General features: G+C 72.6%; 16 protein-coding genes and 1 tRNA gene. 11 read left to right on the forward strand and 6 right to left on the reverse strand.

Translation table 11 applies throughout. From position 1 onward, the window contains the following. Positions 1 to 79 precede the first annotated feature (79 nt). The 3 genes from cysS to R4Z62_RS18615 all read left to right on the forward strand — a co-directional run bounded on the left by cysS (position 80) and on the right by R4Z62_RS18615 (position 4500). Complete coding sequence (gene cysS, locus R4Z62_RS18605; protein WP_385499738.1) at positions 80 to 1480, forward strand: cysteine--tRNA ligase; 1401 nt, start codon at positions 80 to 82, stop codon at positions 1478 to 1480. A gap of 140 nt (positions 1481 to 1620) precedes the next feature. Then, positions 1621 to 2559, forward strand: a complete 939-nt coding sequence (gene rlmB, locus R4Z62_RS18610) for a 23S rRNA (guanosine(2251)-2'-O)-methyltransferase RlmB (RefSeq protein WP_355479386.1) — start codon at positions 1621 to 1623, stop codon at positions 2557 to 2559. 174 nt (positions 2560 to 2733) lie between these two features. Further along, positions 2734 to 4500, forward strand: coding sequence for a DoxX family protein (locus tag R4Z62_RS18615; protein WP_355479384.1), 1767 nt, complete (start codon positions 2734 to 2736; stop codon positions 4498 to 4500). A 103-nt stretch (positions 4501 to 4603) separates the two neighbouring features. Here the strand turns inward: R4Z62_RS18615 and R4Z62_RS18620 are convergent, their stop codons facing one another. The 3 genes from R4Z62_RS18620 to msiK form a co-directional block, all read right to left on the reverse strand. Then, entirely contained in the window at positions 4604 to 5335 is a 732-nt protein-coding gene (locus R4Z62_RS18620) for a nucleotidyltransferase family protein (protein WP_064533825.1), read from the reverse strand. 119 nt (positions 5336 to 5454) lie between these two features. Further along, the gene (locus R4Z62_RS18625; RefSeq protein ID WP_064533824.1) at positions 5455 to 5904 is read right to left on the reverse strand and encodes a hypothetical protein; all 450 of its coding nucleotides are present in this window, start codon (positions 5902 to 5904) and stop codon (positions 5455 to 5457) included. A 248-nt stretch (positions 5905 to 6152) separates the two neighbouring features. Next, a complete protein-coding gene (msiK, locus tag R4Z62_RS18630) occupies positions 6153 to 7289 on the reverse strand; it encodes a diacetylchitobiose ABC transporter ATP-binding protein MsiK (protein ID WP_064533823.1) in 1137 nt (378 codons plus the stop codon). Positions 7290 to 7534: 245 nt separating this feature from the next. Between msiK and R4Z62_RS18635 the strand changes: the two genes are divergently transcribed. Further along, positions 7535 to 7608: transfer RNA gene (locus R4Z62_RS18635), tRNA-Thr, on the forward strand. Between the two features lie 62 nt (positions 7609 to 7670). Here R4Z62_RS18635 and R4Z62_RS18640 read toward each other — a convergent pair. Further along, complete coding sequence (locus R4Z62_RS18640) at positions 7671 to 9323, reverse strand: FAD-dependent oxidoreductase (protein ID WP_064533822.1); 1653 nt, start codon at positions 9321 to 9323, stop codon at positions 7671 to 7673. A 284-nt stretch (positions 9324 to 9607) separates the two neighbouring features. Between R4Z62_RS18640 and R4Z62_RS18645 the strand changes: the two genes are divergently transcribed. The 7 genes from R4Z62_RS18645 to R4Z62_RS18675 are packed head-to-tail and all read left to right on the forward strand — an operon-like array spanning position 9608 to position 14925. Beyond that, positions 9608 to 10747, forward strand: coding sequence for a SchA/CurD-like domain-containing protein (locus R4Z62_RS18645; protein WP_491520388.1), 1140 nt, complete (start codon positions 9608 to 9610; stop codon positions 10745 to 10747). A gap of 41 nt (positions 10748 to 10788) precedes the next feature. After that, positions 10789 to 11247: a cupin domain-containing protein gene (locus tag R4Z62_RS18650; RefSeq protein ID WP_064533820.1), complete on the forward strand. Its 459-nt coding sequence runs from the start codon at positions 10789 to 10791 to the stop codon at positions 11245 to 11247. Next, complete coding sequence (locus R4Z62_RS18655; RefSeq protein WP_064533819.1) at positions 11244 to 12509, forward strand: beta-ketoacyl-[acyl-carrier-protein] synthase family protein; 1266 nt, start codon at positions 11244 to 11246, stop codon at positions 12507 to 12509. Before R4Z62_RS18650 ends, R4Z62_RS18655 begins: the two co-directional genes overlap by 4 nt. Then, positions 12506 to 13762: a beta-ketoacyl synthase N-terminal-like domain-containing protein gene (locus R4Z62_RS18660; RefSeq protein ID WP_064533818.1), complete on the forward strand. Its 1257-nt coding sequence runs from the start codon at positions 12506 to 12508 to the stop codon at positions 13760 to 13762. Before R4Z62_RS18655 ends, R4Z62_RS18660 begins: the two co-directional genes overlap by 4 nt. 58 nt (positions 13763 to 13820) lie before the next feature. Beyond that, positions 13821 to 14078 carry an acyl carrier protein gene (locus R4Z62_RS18665; RefSeq protein WP_018567018.1) on the forward strand — a complete coding sequence of 86 codons (258 nt, stop codon included), beginning with the start codon at positions 13821 to 13823 and terminating at the stop codon, positions 14076 to 14078. 1 nt (position 14079) lies between these two features. Further along, positions 14080 to 14565, forward strand: a complete 486-nt coding sequence (locus tag R4Z62_RS18670; RefSeq protein ID WP_355479376.1) for an SRPBCC family protein — start codon at positions 14080 to 14082, stop codon at positions 14563 to 14565. Positions 14566 to 14592: 27 nt separating this feature from the next. After that, positions 14593 to 14925, forward strand: a complete 333-nt coding sequence (locus tag R4Z62_RS18675; protein ID WP_018567020.1) for a TcmI family type II polyketide cyclase — start codon at positions 14593 to 14595, stop codon at positions 14923 to 14925. A 115-nt stretch (positions 14926 to 15040) separates the two neighbouring features. On the opposite strand, the gene R4Z62_RS18680 is transcribed toward R4Z62_RS18675, so the two are convergent. Then, positions 15041 to 16069: a methyltransferase gene (locus R4Z62_RS18680; protein ID WP_064533816.1), complete on the reverse strand. Its 1029-nt coding sequence runs from the start codon at positions 16067 to 16069 to the stop codon at positions 15041 to 15043. Between the two features lie 43 nt (positions 16070 to 16112). Further along, positions 16113 to 17171, reverse strand: a complete 1059-nt coding sequence (locus R4Z62_RS18685; RefSeq protein WP_491520389.1) for a right-handed parallel beta-helix repeat-containing protein — start codon at positions 17169 to 17171, stop codon at positions 16113 to 16115. Between the last annotated feature and the right edge of the window lie 172 nt (positions 17172 to 17343).

Here is a 17343-nt window from a genome sequence, read left to right on the forward strand (position 1 = left end):
CGCTCCCCTCGGTCACAAAAGCACGGACCTTGCGGGAAACGGGCGCGAGGCACTGCCCTTCGCCCACTACCCTGGAGTGGTGACCATTCGCCTGTACGACACCAGCGCCCGGCAGATCCGTGACTTCACCCCGCTCAAGCCGGGTTGTGTCTCGATCTACCTGTGTGGTGCCACCGTGCAGGCCGCCCCGCACATCGGGCACATCCGGTCGGGTCTGAACTTCGACATCATGCGCCGCTGGTTCGCCTACCGCGGCTACGAGGTGACGTTCATCCGCAACGTCACGGACATCGACGACAAGATCATCGTCAAGGCGCGGGAGCAGGACCGCCCCTGGTGGTCCATCGGGTACGCCAACGAGCGCGCGTTCAACGACGGTTACACCGCGCTGGGCTGCCTGCCGCCCACCTACGAGCCCCGCGCCACCGGCCATGTGCCGGAGATGACCGAGATGATGCGCGCGCTCATCGACCGCGGCCACGCCTACGCGGCCGACGGCAACGTCTACTTCGACGTGCGTTCCTTCCCCGGCTACCTCCAGCTGTCCCGGCAGGAGCTGGACAATCTGCGCCAGCCGGCCGCCGACAGCGAGACCGGCAAGCGCGACCCGCGGGACTTCGCGATGTGGAAGGCGGCCAAGCCGGGCGAGCCGACCTGGCCCACGCCGTGGGGCGAGGGCCGTCCGGGCTGGCACCTGGAGTGCTCGGCCATGGCGCACAAGTACCTGGGCAGCGCCTTCGACATCCACGGCGGCGGCCTGGACCTGATCTTCCCGCACCACGAGAACGAGATCGCCCAGTCCAAGGCGTACGGCGACGAATTCGCGCGGTACTGGGTGCACAACGCCTGGGTGACCATGGCCGGCGAGAAGATGTCCAAGTCGCTGGGCAACTCCGTGCTGGTCTCCGAGATGGTCCGCCAGTGGCGCCCGATCGTCCTGCGCTACTACCTGGGCACCCCGCACTACCGCTCGACCATCGAGTACAGCGAGGAGGCCCTGCGCGAGGCCGAGTCGGCGTTCGCGCGGATCGAGGGCTTCATCCAGCGCGTGGTGGAGAAGACGGGCCCGGTGGAGCCGTCCGCCGAGGTGCCGCCCGCCTTCGCCGAGGCGATGGACGACGACCTCGGCGTCCCGCAGGCGCTGGCCGTGGTGCACACCACGGTCCGGCAGGGCAACAGCGCGCTCGCCGCGGACGACAAGGAGGCCGCGGTGGCCCGGCTCGCCGAGGTGCGGGCCATGCTCGGCGTCCTCGGCCTCGATCCGCTGGACGAGCACTGGGCGGCCGGCGACGGCGAGAGCGGCGAGGACCTGCACGGCGTCGTCGACACCCTGGTCCGGATGGTCCTCGACCAGCGCGAGGCGGCCCGCGCCCGCAAGGACTGGGCCACCGCTGACGCCCTGCGCGACCAGCTCGGCCAGTCCGGACTGGTCATCGAGGACAGCCCGCAGGGCCCGCGCTGGAGCCTCGGCCCGCGCTGATCCGCCCCCGGTCCGCCCGGCCGCGCGCCGGCCGCCGGGGACCCCGTTGTGCCGTCCGGCCGTCCGGGCGGCACACTTCATAGACGTAGGAGACGTACGCGGCAGGCGTACGCACGACGCTTTCGACAGACAGGTAGGTCATGGCCGCTCACAACCGCCGCATGTCCGGCAAGAAGGGCGCGCAGGTCGGCAGCGGCGGCCAGCGGCGCCGCGGCCTGGAGGGCAAGGGCCCCACGCCCCCCGCCGAGATGCGCAAGGGACACGCCAAGCAGCGCGCCGCCCAGGCGAAGGTGCGCCGCAGCCAGGGCCGCCCGCCGCAGCGCCGCGGCGGCCGCTCCGCCTCGGAGCTGGTCGTCGGCCGCAACCCGGTCGTCGAGGCGCTGCGCGAGGGCGTGCCCGCGACCACGCTGTACGTCCAGCAGTTCATCGACAACGACGAGCGGGTCCGCGAGGCGCTCCAGCTCGTGGCCGAGCGCGGCGGCCTCAACCTCATGGAGGCGCCTCGCCCCGAGCTGGACCGCATGACCAACGGGCTCAACCACCAGGGCCTGGTCCTCCAGGTCCCGCCGTACGAGTACGCCCACCCCGAGGACCTGGCCGAGGCCGCGGCGGACGCGGGCGAGGACCCGCTGATCGTCGCCCTCGACGGCGTCACCGACCCGCGCAACCTCGGCGCGGTCGTCCGCTCCGTCTCGGCCTTCGCCGGGCACGGCGTGGTCGTCCCCGAGCGGCGCGCGGCCGGGATGACCGCCGGTGCCTGGAAGACGTCCGCGGGCACCGCCGCCCGGACGCCGGTGGCCCGCGCCACCAACCTCACCCGCGCCCTGGAGACCTACCAGAAGGCGGGCATCACGGTCGTCGGCCTGGCCGCGGATGGCGAGGCCGAACTCGGTGACCTGGAGGCCCTGGCGGGTCCCGTCGTCATCGTCGTCGGCAGCGAGGGCAAGGGCCTGTCCCGGCTCGTCGGCGAGACCTGCGACATCCGGGTGCGGATCCCGATGCCGGGCGGCGCCGAGTCGCTGAACGCGGGCGTCGCGGCCGGGATCGTCCTCTACGAGGCGGCCCGCAGGCGCGTCTGAGCGCGGGGCCCGGCCGGGACGCGGCAGGCACGCGGACCCGGCCCGGCCTGTGCTCGTACGCGCGTGCGGATGTTCACCCGGCCGGGCATATCCGTCCGTTCGGGGCAAGCTTGACGCGGTCCGGACAGATCCGACGGGTCAAGGCAGTGTCCTAACACCCCATCACTCGGTTAGATGAGTGTGGACACCAGAACACCCCGCACACCCACGGGGGACCGCTCGTCGGGCTACGACGACGCTCCCGCGCTGAGCATGGTGAAGGTGCCGAGCGATCCGGCGCAGGTCATCGTCACTCACGCGAGCTTCCGCGTGCAGCTGGGCGCCGCGTCGCGGCGCACCCTGTCCCCCCGCCTCGCCCGGCACCCGAGCGTCACCGACCCTGCCGTGCGCGTGCCCGCCGCCGCCGGGGCGGCGGGCCGGGCCGCCCCGCGCCGGCCGCTCGTGTGGAGCGGCCGCTCCGCCCCCGACGACACCGGCGCCCACCGGCTGCTCCAGGCCGTGCGCAGCGGCAGCGTCCGCTACACCGAGGACCCGTCCGCCGACGCCGGAGCCACCCAGGTCATCCCGCGCGTCGACGCCGCCCCCGGCTACGGCGGCTACGACGACCTCGACCGCACCGTCGAGACCCCCGTCGTCGGCGCCCAGCGCTCCCCGGAGCCCGGCGAGACCCGGCTGCTCCCGCAGATGCGCAGCTCGGGCAGCGCCTACGAGGAGCAGTACAGCGAGTCCGCGTACGGCACCCGCCCCGCCGCGGGCGCCGCCGGACCGCCCCACGGCCACCCCGGCGGCGGCCTCGCCGCCGACACCGGCGCCTACGGCTACGACGAAGGCGCCACCCGCGACGCCACCGCGCCCGGCACCCGCCGCCGCGGCAGGCGGCACGGCGACGACCCGGCCCGCCACGCCTACTACCCGGGCCGCCGGATGAACCTCGGCGTGGTCCTCCTCCCGCTGCGGATCTTCCTCGGGTTCGTCTCCCTCTACGCCGGCATGGGCAAGCTGTGCGACCCGCTCTACTTCGACGGCGGCAAGCGCGGCTCCATGGTCAAGTGGCTCACCTCCCTGCACCCCTGGGAAGTCGCCGAGCCGCTGCGCCAGTTCGCCCTCCAGCACCCGGTCGGCTCCGGCCTCTCCATCGCCTTCCTCCAGGTCATCGTCGGCGTCCTGACGGTCCTGGGCTGCTGGCAGCGGGTCGCCGCGGTGGTCGGCGCGCTGCTCTCCGCCGCGATCGTCGTCACCGTCAGCTGGCGCACCGTCGCCGTCTACGACACCCCGGACATCATCTACCTGGCCGCCTGGTCCCCGCTGATCATCGCCGGTGCCCCCGTCTACTCCGTGGACGGCCGGCTCGCCGCGTCCGCCTGGCGCCGCCTCGGCCCCCGCGCCGACCTGTGGGACCTGCGCCGGTACGTGCTGCGCCGCGGCGCCCTGATCACCGTGGTCGTCGCCGGGCTCACCCTGCTCGTGGGCGCGCTGCTCGGCGGCGCGGTCCGCGACGCCGACCGGGTCGTCGTGCCCGGCCCCGGCGAGTCCCCGCGCAACGAACTGCCCGGCTCGCCACTGCCCAGCCGCCCCGGCACCGGCACGGGCACCGGACACAGCGGCTCCCCGTCGGCCTCCACCTCGCCCAGCCACCGCGGCACGTCCGCCGGGCCGACCGGTGGCCCCGCGGCCACCCCGGGCGCCACCCGCGGCAGCGGAGCCGCCACCGGCGGCGCGCCCAGCCAGACCCAGGGCACCACCGGCCACGTCCCGCCGCGCCACTCCGCCCCCGTCCAGCAGGCGCCCAGCACCAGCGCGGGCCCGACCTCCGGCGGCTCGGCCTCCGGCGGCTCCGGCTCCGGCGGCTCCGGCGGCGGCGACACCCAGCCCTCCGGCTCCGGCGGCGGCAGCTCGTCCTCCACGGGCCAGCCCGGACTGGTGGGCGGCCTGCTCGGGTAGCTCGGGTAGCTCGGGCCGTGACGGCCCGAAGGGCCCCGCACCATGGTGGTGCGGGGCCCTTCGGCTGCGTACGGGGAAGGGGAGCAGGTGTCCTGCCGGGGCGTCATCGGCCCAGCGCGGCCAGCTCCTTGGCGGCCTCCGTGAGGTCCTTGGCGGTGTCGATGGCACGCCAGTAGGCGCCCTGCGGGATCGGGAAGCCGGCCAGCCGCAGTTCCCGGGCCAGCCGCGGGAAGGTGCTGCGCTCGTGGTCACCGCGCTCGGGGAGCAGGGAGGCGAAGCCGGGGGAGAAGACGTAGACGCCCGCGTTGATCTCGAAGGTCGACGGCGGCGCCTCGATGAAGTCCGTGATGTGCCCGAAGCCGTCCGTCTGCACGGCGCCCCACGGGATGCGCGGCCGGGCCAGCGCGAGGGTCGCGACCGCGTCGCGCTCGGTGTGGAAGTCCGCCATGTCCCGCAGCGAGAAACGGGTCCAGATGTCGCCGTTGGTGGCGTACCAGGCGCGCTCGGGGTGCGGGAGGCGGGCGGCGGCGAACTTGAGGCCGCCGCCGCGGCCGAGGGGTTCCGGCTCGACGACCGTGGTCACCCGGACGGGCAGCTCCGCCGACTCCAGCCACTCCTGGAGCACCTCGGCGAGGTGACCGCAGGAGATCACCACGTCCGTGACGCCCTCCTCGGCCAGCCAGGCGAGCTGGTGACCGATGATCGGAGTGCCCGTACCGGGGATCTCGACCATCGGCTTGGGCCGGTCGTCGGTGTAGGGGCGCAGCCGGGAGCCCTGGCCACCGGCCAGGACCACGGCTTGGGTGGGGCGGGACGCCGCATTCGGATGGGTCATGCCGGAACTCTACGTGCCGCCGTGCGGCGGCCCGCGCCGGTGACCGGTACGCCGCTGTACGGCGCCCGTCCGGCGCGGGCCCTGACTCTGCCGGGCTCTGCTGGTGACCCGGTCCCGGCTCAGCCCTGGGCCGCGAGGACCCCGGAGGCGAAGGAGGTGTCGCAGACGGGGCGGGAGAAGGCCTGGGCGCGCGTGGGGCCGTAGATGCGCACGGCGGCCCGGCCGAGGGTGCGGGCGATGGAGGCGCAGTGCCCGGCCAGCGAGGGCCGGTCGTTGACCGCCTGCTGGAGGTGGGTGAGCGCGACGCCCGGATCCTTCTCCTGCAGCTCCGTCAGCAGGTGGTCGCGGAGCACGTCCTGCGGGGCCCGGGGAGGGGCGGCGACCCCGGGCGCGGACATGTCGGACGCGGTGAGCACCGAGTTCGAGGGGTTCCCCGACCAGTTGACTCGGGTGACCGCGAGGGTCCCGGAGAGCACCAGGACGACGGGCAGGACGAGGGCGAGGGAGCGGCCGATCCGGCGGGCGGGGCCCCGGCCGCGTCGCTTGGGTGGCGTGGTGGAGTGCTTCACGCGAGTGAGGGTAGCGCCCGGTGATGATTTGGCGACATTTAGTCACCCCTTCGGGCGACGGCGTACCGCCCTTTCTCTGGTGGTGTGTTGACGCACACGGCTCGAAATGTCCTGTGTGTCAGGGTGGTCCGGAGACAGCGAGAAGGGCCCCGCAGCAGTTCGCGGGGCCCTTCTCGTCAACTCGGGTGAATCACCCGGATCATTCCCGGGGTTTCAGCCGTAAGCGTCATGCGCCTGGCTGCCGGGTGTCAGTCCGACAGGCGCTCGCCGGTGGAGGTGGAGAACACGTGGGTCTCGCCCGCCCGCGGCACGACGTGCACGGTGGCGCCCTTCTCCGGGACCGAGCGGCTGCTGACGCGGACGACCAGGTCCTTCGTCCCGCCGCCGACCTCGACGGTGCCGTAGATGTAGCCGTCGGCGCCGGTCTCCTCGACGACGTTCACCGAGACGGCGAGGCCGGCCGGGGCGTCGGCGCTGTCCTTGGTCAGGGAGGCGGCCGCGCCGCCGTTGTGCTCGACCACGTCGAAGTGCTCGGGGCGCACACCCACGGTGACGGTCTTGTCGCCCTTGTCGGAGGCGGCCTTGAGCGCGTCGCGGTTGACCGGGACGACGCTGTTGCCGAACTTCACACCGCCGTCGGTGATCGGCACCTCGACCAGGTTCATGGCCGGGGAGCCGATGAAGCCGGCGACGAACAGGTTCGCGGGCTTGTCGTACATGTTGCGCGGCGAGTCCACCTGCTGGAGCAGGCCGTCCTTGAGCACCGCGACCCGGTCGCCCATCGTCATGGCCTCGACCTGGTCGTGGGTGACGTAGACGGTGGTGATGCCCAGGCGGCGCTGGAGCGAGGCGATCTGCGTACGCGTGGACACACGGAGCTTGGCGTCCAGGTTGGACAGCGGCTCGTCCATGAGGAACACCTGCGGCTCACGCACGATCGCGCGGCCCATCGCCACACGCTGGCGCTGACCACCGGAGAGCGCCTTCGGCTTGCGGTCCAGGTACTCGCTCAGGTCGAGGATCTTCGCGGCCTCCTCGACCTTCTGCCGGATCTCCGCCTTGTTGACACCGGCGATCTTGAGCGCGAAGCCCATGTTGTCGGCGACCGACATGTGCGGGTAGAGCGCGTAGTTCTGGAACACCATGGCGATGTCCCGGTCCTTGGGCGGCAGGTGCGTGACGTCACGGTCGCCGATGCGGATCGCACCGCCGTTGACGTCCTCCAGGCCCGCGAGCATCCGCAGCGAGGTGGACTTGCCGCAACCGGACGGGCCGACCAGGACGAGGAACTCGCCGTCCGCGATGTCGATCTCCAGAGCGTCGACGGCGGGCTTCTCGGAACCCGGGTAGATCCGGGTCGCCTTGTCGAACTGCACAGTGGCCATGATGAATGGGCCCCCTTCTACCGGCAGGAACGTGCCGGACGATCCGAGTAGGAAGGCGGTTGCCACGACGGATGCCCGAAGGATCGTCCGCTGTGGTGATCGCGTGGTCCACAAGAGTGAACTGGCACAGGACGGTACCTGGCGTTCACCTGGTCTGTCAGTACTTGAAGGGGTGTGAACTTCGCGGAAATTCTCGACGGGCACCCGCCGCGACCTGGGTACACTGCACGGGCACCACCCGGTACGCCTCCTTAGCTCAGCTGGCCAGAGCAACGCACTTGTAATGCGTAGGTCGTCGGTTCGAATCCGACAGGGGGCTCGGTGAAAGGCCAGGTCAGACAGTGTCTGACCTGGCCTTTTCTGTGTGCCGGGGCGAGTGGGTCAGGGGGTGCGCAGGAGGGTCGTCAGGGTTTCGCGCAGGGTTGCCTCCGGGGCCGAGTCCGGGGCTGCGGTCCGGGTGCGCCAGGCGACGAAGCCGTCGGGGCGGACGAGGACCGCGCCGTCGGGGGTGGTGCCGTGGGCGGCGGCCCAGTCGGGGGCCGGGGTGTCCGGGGCGGGCGGGGCTTCGGTGGTGAGGTCGGTGCCGAAGCGGTAGGAGACCAGGGGGATGCCGGTGGTCTCCGCGACGCGGCGGGCCGCGGTGTGCCAGTCGGTGGTGGAGCGGGCGTCGCTGAGCAGGACCAGGGAGCGTTCGTACAGGTCGAGGGTGGAGACGCGCTCGCCGTCGCGCCGCACCCACAGGTGGGGGGCGCGGGTGCCGGGCTCGCCGGTGAGGCGGAGCGCGTCGGGCACGACGTCCTGGCCGGGGTCGGCGCCGATGACGGCGCCCCGGAGGTAGCGGTAGCCGAGGACGACGTTGAGGATGCCGCCGCGCTTGCCGCCGCCGATGCCGGGCGCGGGCGCGAAGCCGGGGTGGCTGTGCTCGACGGAGCGGGCGGAGGCGCGGGCGCTGGTGGCGGTGGCGACCGGGCGGCGCTCGGTGTCGTAGGTGTCCAGGAGGCCGGGGCCCGCCCAGCCGCCGAGGACGGCGGCGAGTTTCCAGGCGAGGTTGTGGGCGTCCTGGATGCCGGTGTTGGAGCCGAAGGCGCCGGTGGGCGACATCTCGTGGACGGAGTCGCCGGCGAGCAGGACGCGTCCGTCGGTGTAGCGGTCGGCGACGCGTTCGGCGGCGCGCCAGGACGCCTTGCCGGTGATCTCGACGTCCAGGTCGGGGGCGCCGATGGCGCGGCGGATGTGCCGCTGGAGGCGTTCCTCGGTGAACTCGTCGAGGCTCTCGCCGCGCTCGGGGTGCCAGGGGGCGTGGAAGACCCAGTGCTCCTTGTTGTCGACGGGGAGCAGTGCCCCGTCGGCCTCCGGATCGGTGAGGTAGCAGCAGATGAAGCGGCGGTCGCCCACGACGTCGGCGAGGAGTTTGGAGCGGAAGGTGACGCTGACGTTGGCGAACAGGTCGCCGGGTCCGGACTGGCCGATGCCGAGGCGGCGGCGGACGGGGCTGCGGGGGCCGTCGGCGGCGACGAGGTAGTCGGCGCGGACGGTGTACCGCTCGTCGGTGGCGCGGTCGCGGACGGTGGCGGTGACTCCGTCGGCGTCCTGCTCGAAGGTCTCCATCTCGTGGGAGTAGCGCAGGTCGCCGCCGAGGGCGCGGGCGCTGTCGAGGAGGACGGGTTCGAGGTCGTTCTGGCTGCACAGGCACCAGCCGGTGGGGCTGAAGCGGGCCATGCCGCCGCCCGGGTCGATGTGCTTGAACAGCCATTCGCCGGCGTCGCCGACGAGGGTGGGGGTCTGGAGGATGCCGTGGTTGCCGGCGAGCAGGGAGGCGGCGTCCTTGACGGCGTCCTCGACGCCGGCCGCGCGGAGCAGCTCCATGGTGCGCACGTTGTTGCCGCGGCCGCGGGGGTGGTGGGAGGTGCCGGAGTGCCGTTCGACGAGCAGGTGGGGCACGCCGAGGCGGCCCAGGAAGAGCGAGGTGGACAGGCCCACCAGGGAGCCGCCGACGATGAGGACGGGTACCCGGTGGTCGGCTTCTCGGTGCATCGGTGCCTCCAGGGGCGGGGTGGGGCGCGGGTGCGTCGCGGGGGTCGCGCGGGGGCGCGGGGGTGCGGGCGGGTGGGGGCCCGTCGGTGTCTCCATGCCCGGTGCGGGGGCGGTCCGCGTGCGTTCGCGGGGGCAATCACCCCTGTGATCACCCACGTGGTGCACACGAGTCGCGCACTGATCACAACCGGCACAGGATCGAGATCACGCTGACGTCGCGTCACCCGCGGCGGGATGTCGGCGGAGCGAAGCCCTCTTCAGCCCCGTCAAGGAGACGTACGCAGATGACCGCCATCTCTGAGCGTGTTTCAGAACCCACCGAGCAGCAGGACTCGAAACGTGTCTCCCAGTCCGTCTTCGACGGTTCCCGGCTCCGGGTCGTCCTGCTGGTGGACGTCTACGACGGCGCCCAGCAGCAGTTCCTGGAGGCGTACGAGGAGATGGGCAAGCAGGTCTCGTCCGTCCCCGGGCATGTCAGCGACCAGCTGTGCCAGTCGATCGAGAACCCTTCGCAGTGGCTGATCACCAGCGAGTGGGAGAGCGCGCCGCCGTTCCTCGCCTGGGTGAACAGCGAGGAGCACGTGCGGATGGTGCAGCCGATGCACAGCTGCATCCGTGACACGCGGTCGCTGCGTTTCCACATCGTCCGGGAGACCGGCGGTGAGGCGGGCCGGGCGGCGGGCGAGCGCCGGCTGCAGACGTCGCCGCGCATCGGTGACGGGGTGCTCCGGCACGCGCTGACGTTCACGGTGAAGCCGGGCAGCGAGAAGAAGGTCGCCGAGCTGCTGGCGAACTACGAGTCGCCCCAGGCGCGGGTGGACGACACCACGAAGCTGTGCCGTACGTCGCTGTTCATGCACGGCAACCGGGTGGTGCGGGCCATCGAGGTGCGCGGTGACCTGCTGGCGGCGCTGCGGCACGTGGCGCGGCAGCCGGAGATCCGGGCGGTGGAGGAGGCCATCAACCCGTATCTGGAGCAGGAGCGGGACTTCGCCGACCAGGAGTCGGTGCGGGTGTTCTTCACCCGGGCGGCCCTCCCGGCGGTGCACCACGTGACGCGCGGTCAGGACGACGAGGGGGCGCAGCGGCAGGCGCTGTCGTACCCGGCGCGGCCGGGGATGGGGATGCGGCTGGCGGAGCTGCTGGCCCAGCACGACGAGCGGGTGGCGGACGACCCGGCCAGCCCGATCCTGCGCAGCACGGTCTTCGAGCGGGACGACGTGGTGGTCCGGCTGATCGACGTACGGGCCGGTCTCGACGTGGATCCGGCGGCGGCGCTGGGTCTGGCGGACGCCGCGCAGGTGTCGGAGCTGACGACGCTGCTCGACGAGGGCGCCGCGAAGAAGGACGGCGATCTGACGCGGCTGCTCGCCCTGGCCCGGATGGACCTCGTCACCGACCGGCGGTCGGCGCCGGACGCCTGACGCTCCCCTTCAGCCGACGTACACACCACCGGAGGAACGACGTGATCAAAGCCAGGCCCAAGATCGTGGAACTCGGCGAGACCGAGCCCAACACCCGGCGCGGAGGCGATCTGCGCGCCATGCTGACCCCGGCCACGGTGGGTTCCACCAGCGGCTTCATGGGGGTGGCGCTGGTGCAGCCCGGTGACCGCATCGGTGAGCACTACCACCCGTACTCCGAGGAGTTCGTGTACGTGGTGTGCGGTGAGCTGGAGGTGGACCTGGACGGTGAGGCCCACCCGCTCAGGCCCGAGCAGGGGCTGATGATCCCGGCGTACATGCGGCACCGGTTCCGCAATGTGGGCGATGTCGAGGCGCGGCTCGTCTTCCACCTCGGTCCGCTGGCGCCGCGCCCGCAGCTGGGACATGTCGACACGGAGGGCACCGCGGAGGAGGCGGTGCGGGTCGTGGCCGGGGCCGGGGAGCCGGTGCCGGCGGACGCGGCCGAGGCCCGCTCATGACCAGGCGGGTGGCGGTCACCGGCATAGGCGTGGTGGCGCCGGGCGGTATCGGCGCCCCGGCCTTCTTCGACCTGCTGGCGAACGGGCGGACCGCGACGCGGGGCATCACCTTCTTCGACCCGTCCGGGCTGCGGTCGCAGATCGCCGCGGAGTGCGACTTCGACCCGGTGGCCGCGGGCCTTTCCGAGGAGCAGGTGGCGCGCTGCGACCGCTACATCCAGTTCGCGCTGGCCGCGGGCCTGGAGGCGGTGCGGGACTCCGGGCTCGACCTCGCCGGGGAGAACCCCTGGCGGGTCGGGGTCTCGCTGGGCACCGCGGTCGGCGGCACCACGCGGCTGGAGAACGACTACGTGCTGGTCAGCCATGGCGGTGAGCGCTGGGACGTGGACCACGAGCGGGCGCGGCCGTATCTGGAGCGGGCGTTCACGCCGAGCACGCTGGCCTCGACGGTGGCCGAGCGGTTCGGGGCGCGCGGCCCCGTGCAGTCGGTGTCCACCGGGTGCACGTCGGGGCTCGACGCGGTCGGGTACGCGCTGCACACCGTGGAGGAGGGCCGGGCCGACATCTGCATAGCCGGGGCGTCGGACTCGCCGATATCGCCGATCACGATGGCGTGCTTCGACGCGATCAAGGCCACGTCGCCGAACAACGACGACCCGGCGCACGCCTCGCGGCCCTTCGACAACGACCGTGACGGGTTCGTCATGGGCGAGGGCGGCGCGGTGCTGGTGCTGGAGGAGCTGGAGCACGCTCGGGCGCGCGGTGCGCGGATCTACTGCGAGCTGAGCGGCTACGCCACCTTCGGCAACGCCTACCACATGACCGGTCTGACCAGTGACGGGCTGGAGATGGCGCGGGCCATCGAGACGGCGCTGGACCATGCCCGGCTGGACGCCACGGCGATCGGCTACGTCAACGCGCACGGCTCCGGCACCCGGCAGAACGACCGGCACGAGACGGCCGCGGTGAAGCGGGCGCTGGGCCGGCACGCCTACGACACCCCGATGAGCTCCATCAAGTCGATGGTGGGCCACTCGCTGGGCGCGATCGGGGCGATCGAGGTGGTGGCGTGCGTGCTGGCGCTGGACCGCCAGATGGTCCCGCCGACGGCGAACTACACGACCCCCGATCCCGAGTGCGACCTGGACTACGTCCCGCGGGTCGCCCGGGAGCGGAAGCTGGACAGCGTGCTCTCCGTGGGCAGCGGGTTCGGCGGTTTCCAGTCCGCGGTGATCCTGACCCGGCAGAGGGAGAGGGCATGAGCGCACCCGTGAAACGGCGGGCGGCCGTCACCGGCATCGGTGTCGTGGCGCCCAACGGAACCAGCACCGAGACCTTCTGGAAGTCCACCCAGCAGGGTGTGAGCGTCCTGGACCGGGTCACCCGCGAGGGCTGCGAGCGGCTGCCGCTGAAGGTGGCGGGCGAGGTACGGGCCTTCGATCCGTCGGTCTCGGTCGAGGAGCGCTACCTCGTGCAGACCGACCGGTACACGCACTTCGCGATGGCGGCGGCCGACGCGGCGCTGGAGGACGCCCGTCTGGGCCGGGCCGACACCGACGAGGCGCCGTTCGCCGCGGGTGTGGTGACGGCGGCCGGCTCGGGCGGCGGCGAGTTCGGCCAGCGGGAGCTGCAGAAGCTGTGGGGCAAGGGCCGCCGCTATGTGGGCCCCTGGCAGTCGATCGCCTGGTTCTACGCGGCGAGCACCGGCCAGGTCTCCATCCGGCGCGGCTTCAAGGGGCCGTGCTCGGTGGTGGCCGCCGACGAGGCGGGCGGTCTGGACGCGCTGGCGCACGCCGCGCGGGCGGTGCGGCGCGGTACGGACGTGATGGTGGCCGGTTCCACGGAGGCGCCGCTCGCCCCGTACTCGATGGTCTGCCAGCTCGGTTACGGCGAGCTGAGTCCGGTGGCCGATCCGGAGCGGGCGTACCGGCCGTTCACGGAGTCGGCGTGCGGGTTCGTGCCCGCCGAGGGCGGCGCGATGCTCGTCGTGGAGGCGGCGGAGCGGGCCCGGGAGCGGGGTGCGCCGGTGCGGGCGACCGTGGCCGGGCACGCGGCCACCTTCACGGGTGCCTCCCGCTGGGAGCTGTCGCGCGAGGGTCTGGCGGAGGCGGTCCGCGCGGCGCTGGCGGAGGCGGACTGCGCCCCGGAGGAGGTCGACGTGGTCTTCGCGGACGCGCTCGGCGTCCCGGAGGCGGACCGGGCCGAGGCGCTGGCGATCGCCGACGCGCTCGGCGCGCACGGACGGCGGGTGCCGGTGACGGCGCCCAAGACCGGTACGGGCCGGGCGTACTGCGCGGCGCCCGTGCTGGACGCGGCGGCGGCGGTGCTCACGATGGAGCACGGTCTGATCCCGCCCACCCCCAATGTCTTCGACATCTGCCATGACCTCGATCTGGTGACCGGCAGCGCCCGTGCCGCGCAGGTGCGCACGGCGCTGGTCCTCAGCCGGGGGCTCATGGGCTCGAACTCGGCGCTGGTGCTGCGGCACGGCACCGCCGGCGTCCCTCAGGTCTGACGTCAGGCCGGGCGGCGCCGGGAGGAACACGCCGGGAGCAACAAGGAGAGGAACCCGCATGAGTGACCGAATCACCGTGGAAGAACTGTCCGAACTCATGAAGAAGGCCGCCGGTATCACCGTCAGCCCGCAGGAGCTGGCGGACCGGGCCGACACCGGCTTCGACGAGCTCGGCATCGACTCGCTCGGCCTGCTCGGCATCGTGGGCGAACTGGAGAACCGGCACGGCATGCCCATGCCGGCCGACGCGGAGCGCTGCAAGACGCCCCGGAAGTTCCTCGACCTCGTCAACAGCACCCTTCTGGCAGGAGCCTGAGATGGCCGGACACACCCGGAACGAGATCACCATCGCCGCACCGGTGGACCTGGTGTGGGAGATGACCAACGACGTGGAGAGGTGGCCGCAGCTGTTCAGCGAGTACGCCTCCGCCGAGATCCTGGAGCAGGACGGTGCCCGGTGCACCTTCCGGCTGACCATGCACCCCGACGAGAACGGCACGGTGTGGAGCTGGGTCTCCGAGCGCGTGCCGGACCGGGCCACGCTGACCGTGAAGGCGCGGCGCGTGGAGACCGGGCCGTTCGCGCACATGGACATCCACTGGAGCTACGAGGAGGTCCCGGGCGGCACCCGCATGGTGTGGACCCAGGACTTCGCGATGAAGCCGGAGGCGCCGGTCGACGACGACTGGATGACCGACAACATCAACCGGAACTCCAAGGTCCAGATGGCGCTGATCCGGGACAAGGTCGAGCAGGCGGCGGCGTCCGGGCGGCGGCCCGAGCCGGCCCTGACCACCGACTGAGCCGGACCGGACGACAGGAGCGGATCCATGCACCAGGCCCTGATCGTGGCCCGGATGGCGCCGGGCTCGGCCCCGGACATCGCGCAGGTCTTCGAGGACTCCGACCGCGGGGAGCTGCCGCACCTGGTCGGCGTCACCCGGCGCAGCCTCTTCCAGTTCGGCGATGTGTACATGCACCTCGTCGAGGCCGACCGGGACCCGGGCCCGGCCATCGCGAAGGTGGCCGGACACCCCGAGTTCCGCGGCATCAGCGAGCGGCTGTCGGCGTACGTCAGCGCGTACGACCCCGAGACGTGGCGTTCGCCGAAGGACGCGATGGCCCGGCGCTTCTACCTCTGGGAGCGCGACGGCCGCGGCTGACGCCCGCGCGGCACGGGAGGCGCCGCACGCGCCGCGTGCGGCGGACGGACAACGGCCGCCGGGCCCGCACTGTCGCGGGCCCGGCGGCCGTCGTCGTGAGCGCTGCGCCCGGGTGTCAGGCGGGCACGGTGCAGTCGAAGGCGTGCAGATACGGGTTGACCGGGCTGATGTCGTCGATGACCAGACCGGCCGCTTCCAGGCGGCTCACCATGGACTTCGTGGTGTGCTTGGCGCCCCCGACGTTGAGCAGCAGCAGCAGGTCCATGGCGGTGCTGAAGCGCATCGACGGGGTGTCGTCGACGAGGTTCTCGATGACCACGACGCGGGCCTTGGGGCCGCCCGCCTCCATCACGTTGCGCAGGCAGCGGGCGGTGGAGTCGTCGTCCCACTCCAGGATGTTCTTGATGATGTAGACGTCGGCCCGGACCGGGACGGCCTCGCGGCAGTCGCCGGGCACGATGTCGACCCGGCCGGCGAGCGCGCCGCCCTCGCGCAGCCGCGGGTCGGCGTTGTCCACGACGCGCGGCAGGTCCATCAGGGTGCCGCGCATCCGGGGGTACTTCTCCAGCAGGCTGGCCACCACATGGCCCTGCCCGCCGCCGATGTCGGCGACCGAGTCGGCCCCGGACAGGTCGAGCAGTTCGGCCACGTCGCGGGCGGACTGCCGGGAGGAGGTGGTCATCGCCCGGTTGAAGACGTCCGCCGACTCGGGGGCGTCCTCGTTGAGGTAGACGAAGAACTCCTTGCCGTACAGGTCCTCGACGACGTTGCGGCCGGTGCGCACCGCCTCGTCCAGCTTGGGCCAGGCGTCCCAGGTCCACGGCTCGGTGCACCACAGGGAGATGTTGCGCAGGCTGTTCGGGTCGTCCTCGCGCAGCAGCCGCGACATGTCGGTGTGCGCGAAGGTGCCGTCGGGGCGCTCCTCGAAGACGCCGTAGCAGGCCAGGGCGCGCAGCAGGCGGCGCAGCGGCTTGGGTTCGGTCTTCACCGCGGCGGCGAGGTCCTCCGCGGCCAGCGGGGTGTCGCCGAGGGCGTCGGCCACGCCGAGGCGGGCAGCGGCGCGCAGGGCGGCGGCACACGCCGCCCCGAACACGAGCTCCCTGAGCCGCATGGACGGCGGTGGGGCGGTCTGAGCGGTCGTCATGTGCCGCCTTCCTTCCTTGGGTGTTCGGTGGGTGCCGGGTGGCTCAGCACAGTCCCGCGGGCTTGGAGGCCGCGCAGGAGTTGTCCTGGAAGGTGTTGCCGCGCTGGGCGCTCTCCTGGTCGACCAGGTCGGCGGGGGCGTTGCTCCGGAGCGTGTTGCCGTGCACCCGGTTGTCGTCGCTGGTGGCGCCCACGAAGCTCTTGAAGAGGACGATGCCGCCGGACAGCGGGGAGGTGCCCGAGTTGCCGGTGACCGTGTTGCCCGTGACGTCGGTCTTCTCGGCGCCGGTCAGGACGATGCCGGAGCCCTGGAGGAAGGGCAGCCGGTCGGTCTTGGCGCAGTACTTGTTGTTCTGTACGACGCGGTTGTCGCGCACGGTCAGCGCGCCGGCCTTGGGCTTGTTCTCGTCGCCGACGACGAAGACGCCCGCGCAGTTGCCGGTGACCTCGTTGGCGGCGACGGTGAGGTTGCGCAGCCGGCGGACGGTGACGCCGATCCGGTTGCCGCTGAGCAGGTTGTGCGCGACCAGCGATTCCTTGCTGTCGGCCGCGCCCTGTTCGGCGGTGATGGTGTTGGCGAGGAAGATGCCGGCGTCGCCGTTGTCGCGGGCGGCGTCGTGCTCGTACGTGCTGTGCTCGGAGCGCTCCTCGGCGAAGCCCCACACGCCGTTCTTGTCGGAGAGCACGTGCCGCACGGTCAGTCCGTCGGCGCCGACGGAGACCATCCCGGCGCGGGAGTAGCCGGTCAGGGCCAGGTGGGAGACGGTGACGCCCATCAGGCGCTTCGTCTTGGCGCCCGCCACGCAGATGCCGTTGCCGCGCTTGCCGCAGTCGTCCGTGGCCTTGGCGGCCGGGGTGAGGACGGTGGAGGGGCCGCTGCCGCGCAGGGTCAGACCGGGCGTCGTGATCTTGACGCTCTGGCGGTAGGTGCCGGGCAGGACCAGCACGGTGTCGCCGGGCTGTGCGGCGTCCACCGCCTTCTGGATCGATTCCCCGGCGTGGACCAGGTGCGTCGTCGGCACCGAGACCGGCGCGGCGGCGGCGACACCGGAGCCGACGAGCGCCGCGGCGCAGACCAACAGGGAGATGTGGCGTTTCGTCATATTCTGTACGCTATGACCTGATGACCCGCTGGACTGCCCGATGGGCCGTCCGGCGGCGTGTCGGCGCGGGGGCCGGGCCCTGGGCTGCCGGGTGCGCCCAGCGCGTTGGGGCCGCCGGGGGTCGGCGGGCCGTGCGAGGCCGGGCCGCCGACGGGCCACGTGAGGCTGAGCC

This window comes from Streptomyces sp. PL-25, assembly GCF_058344915.1.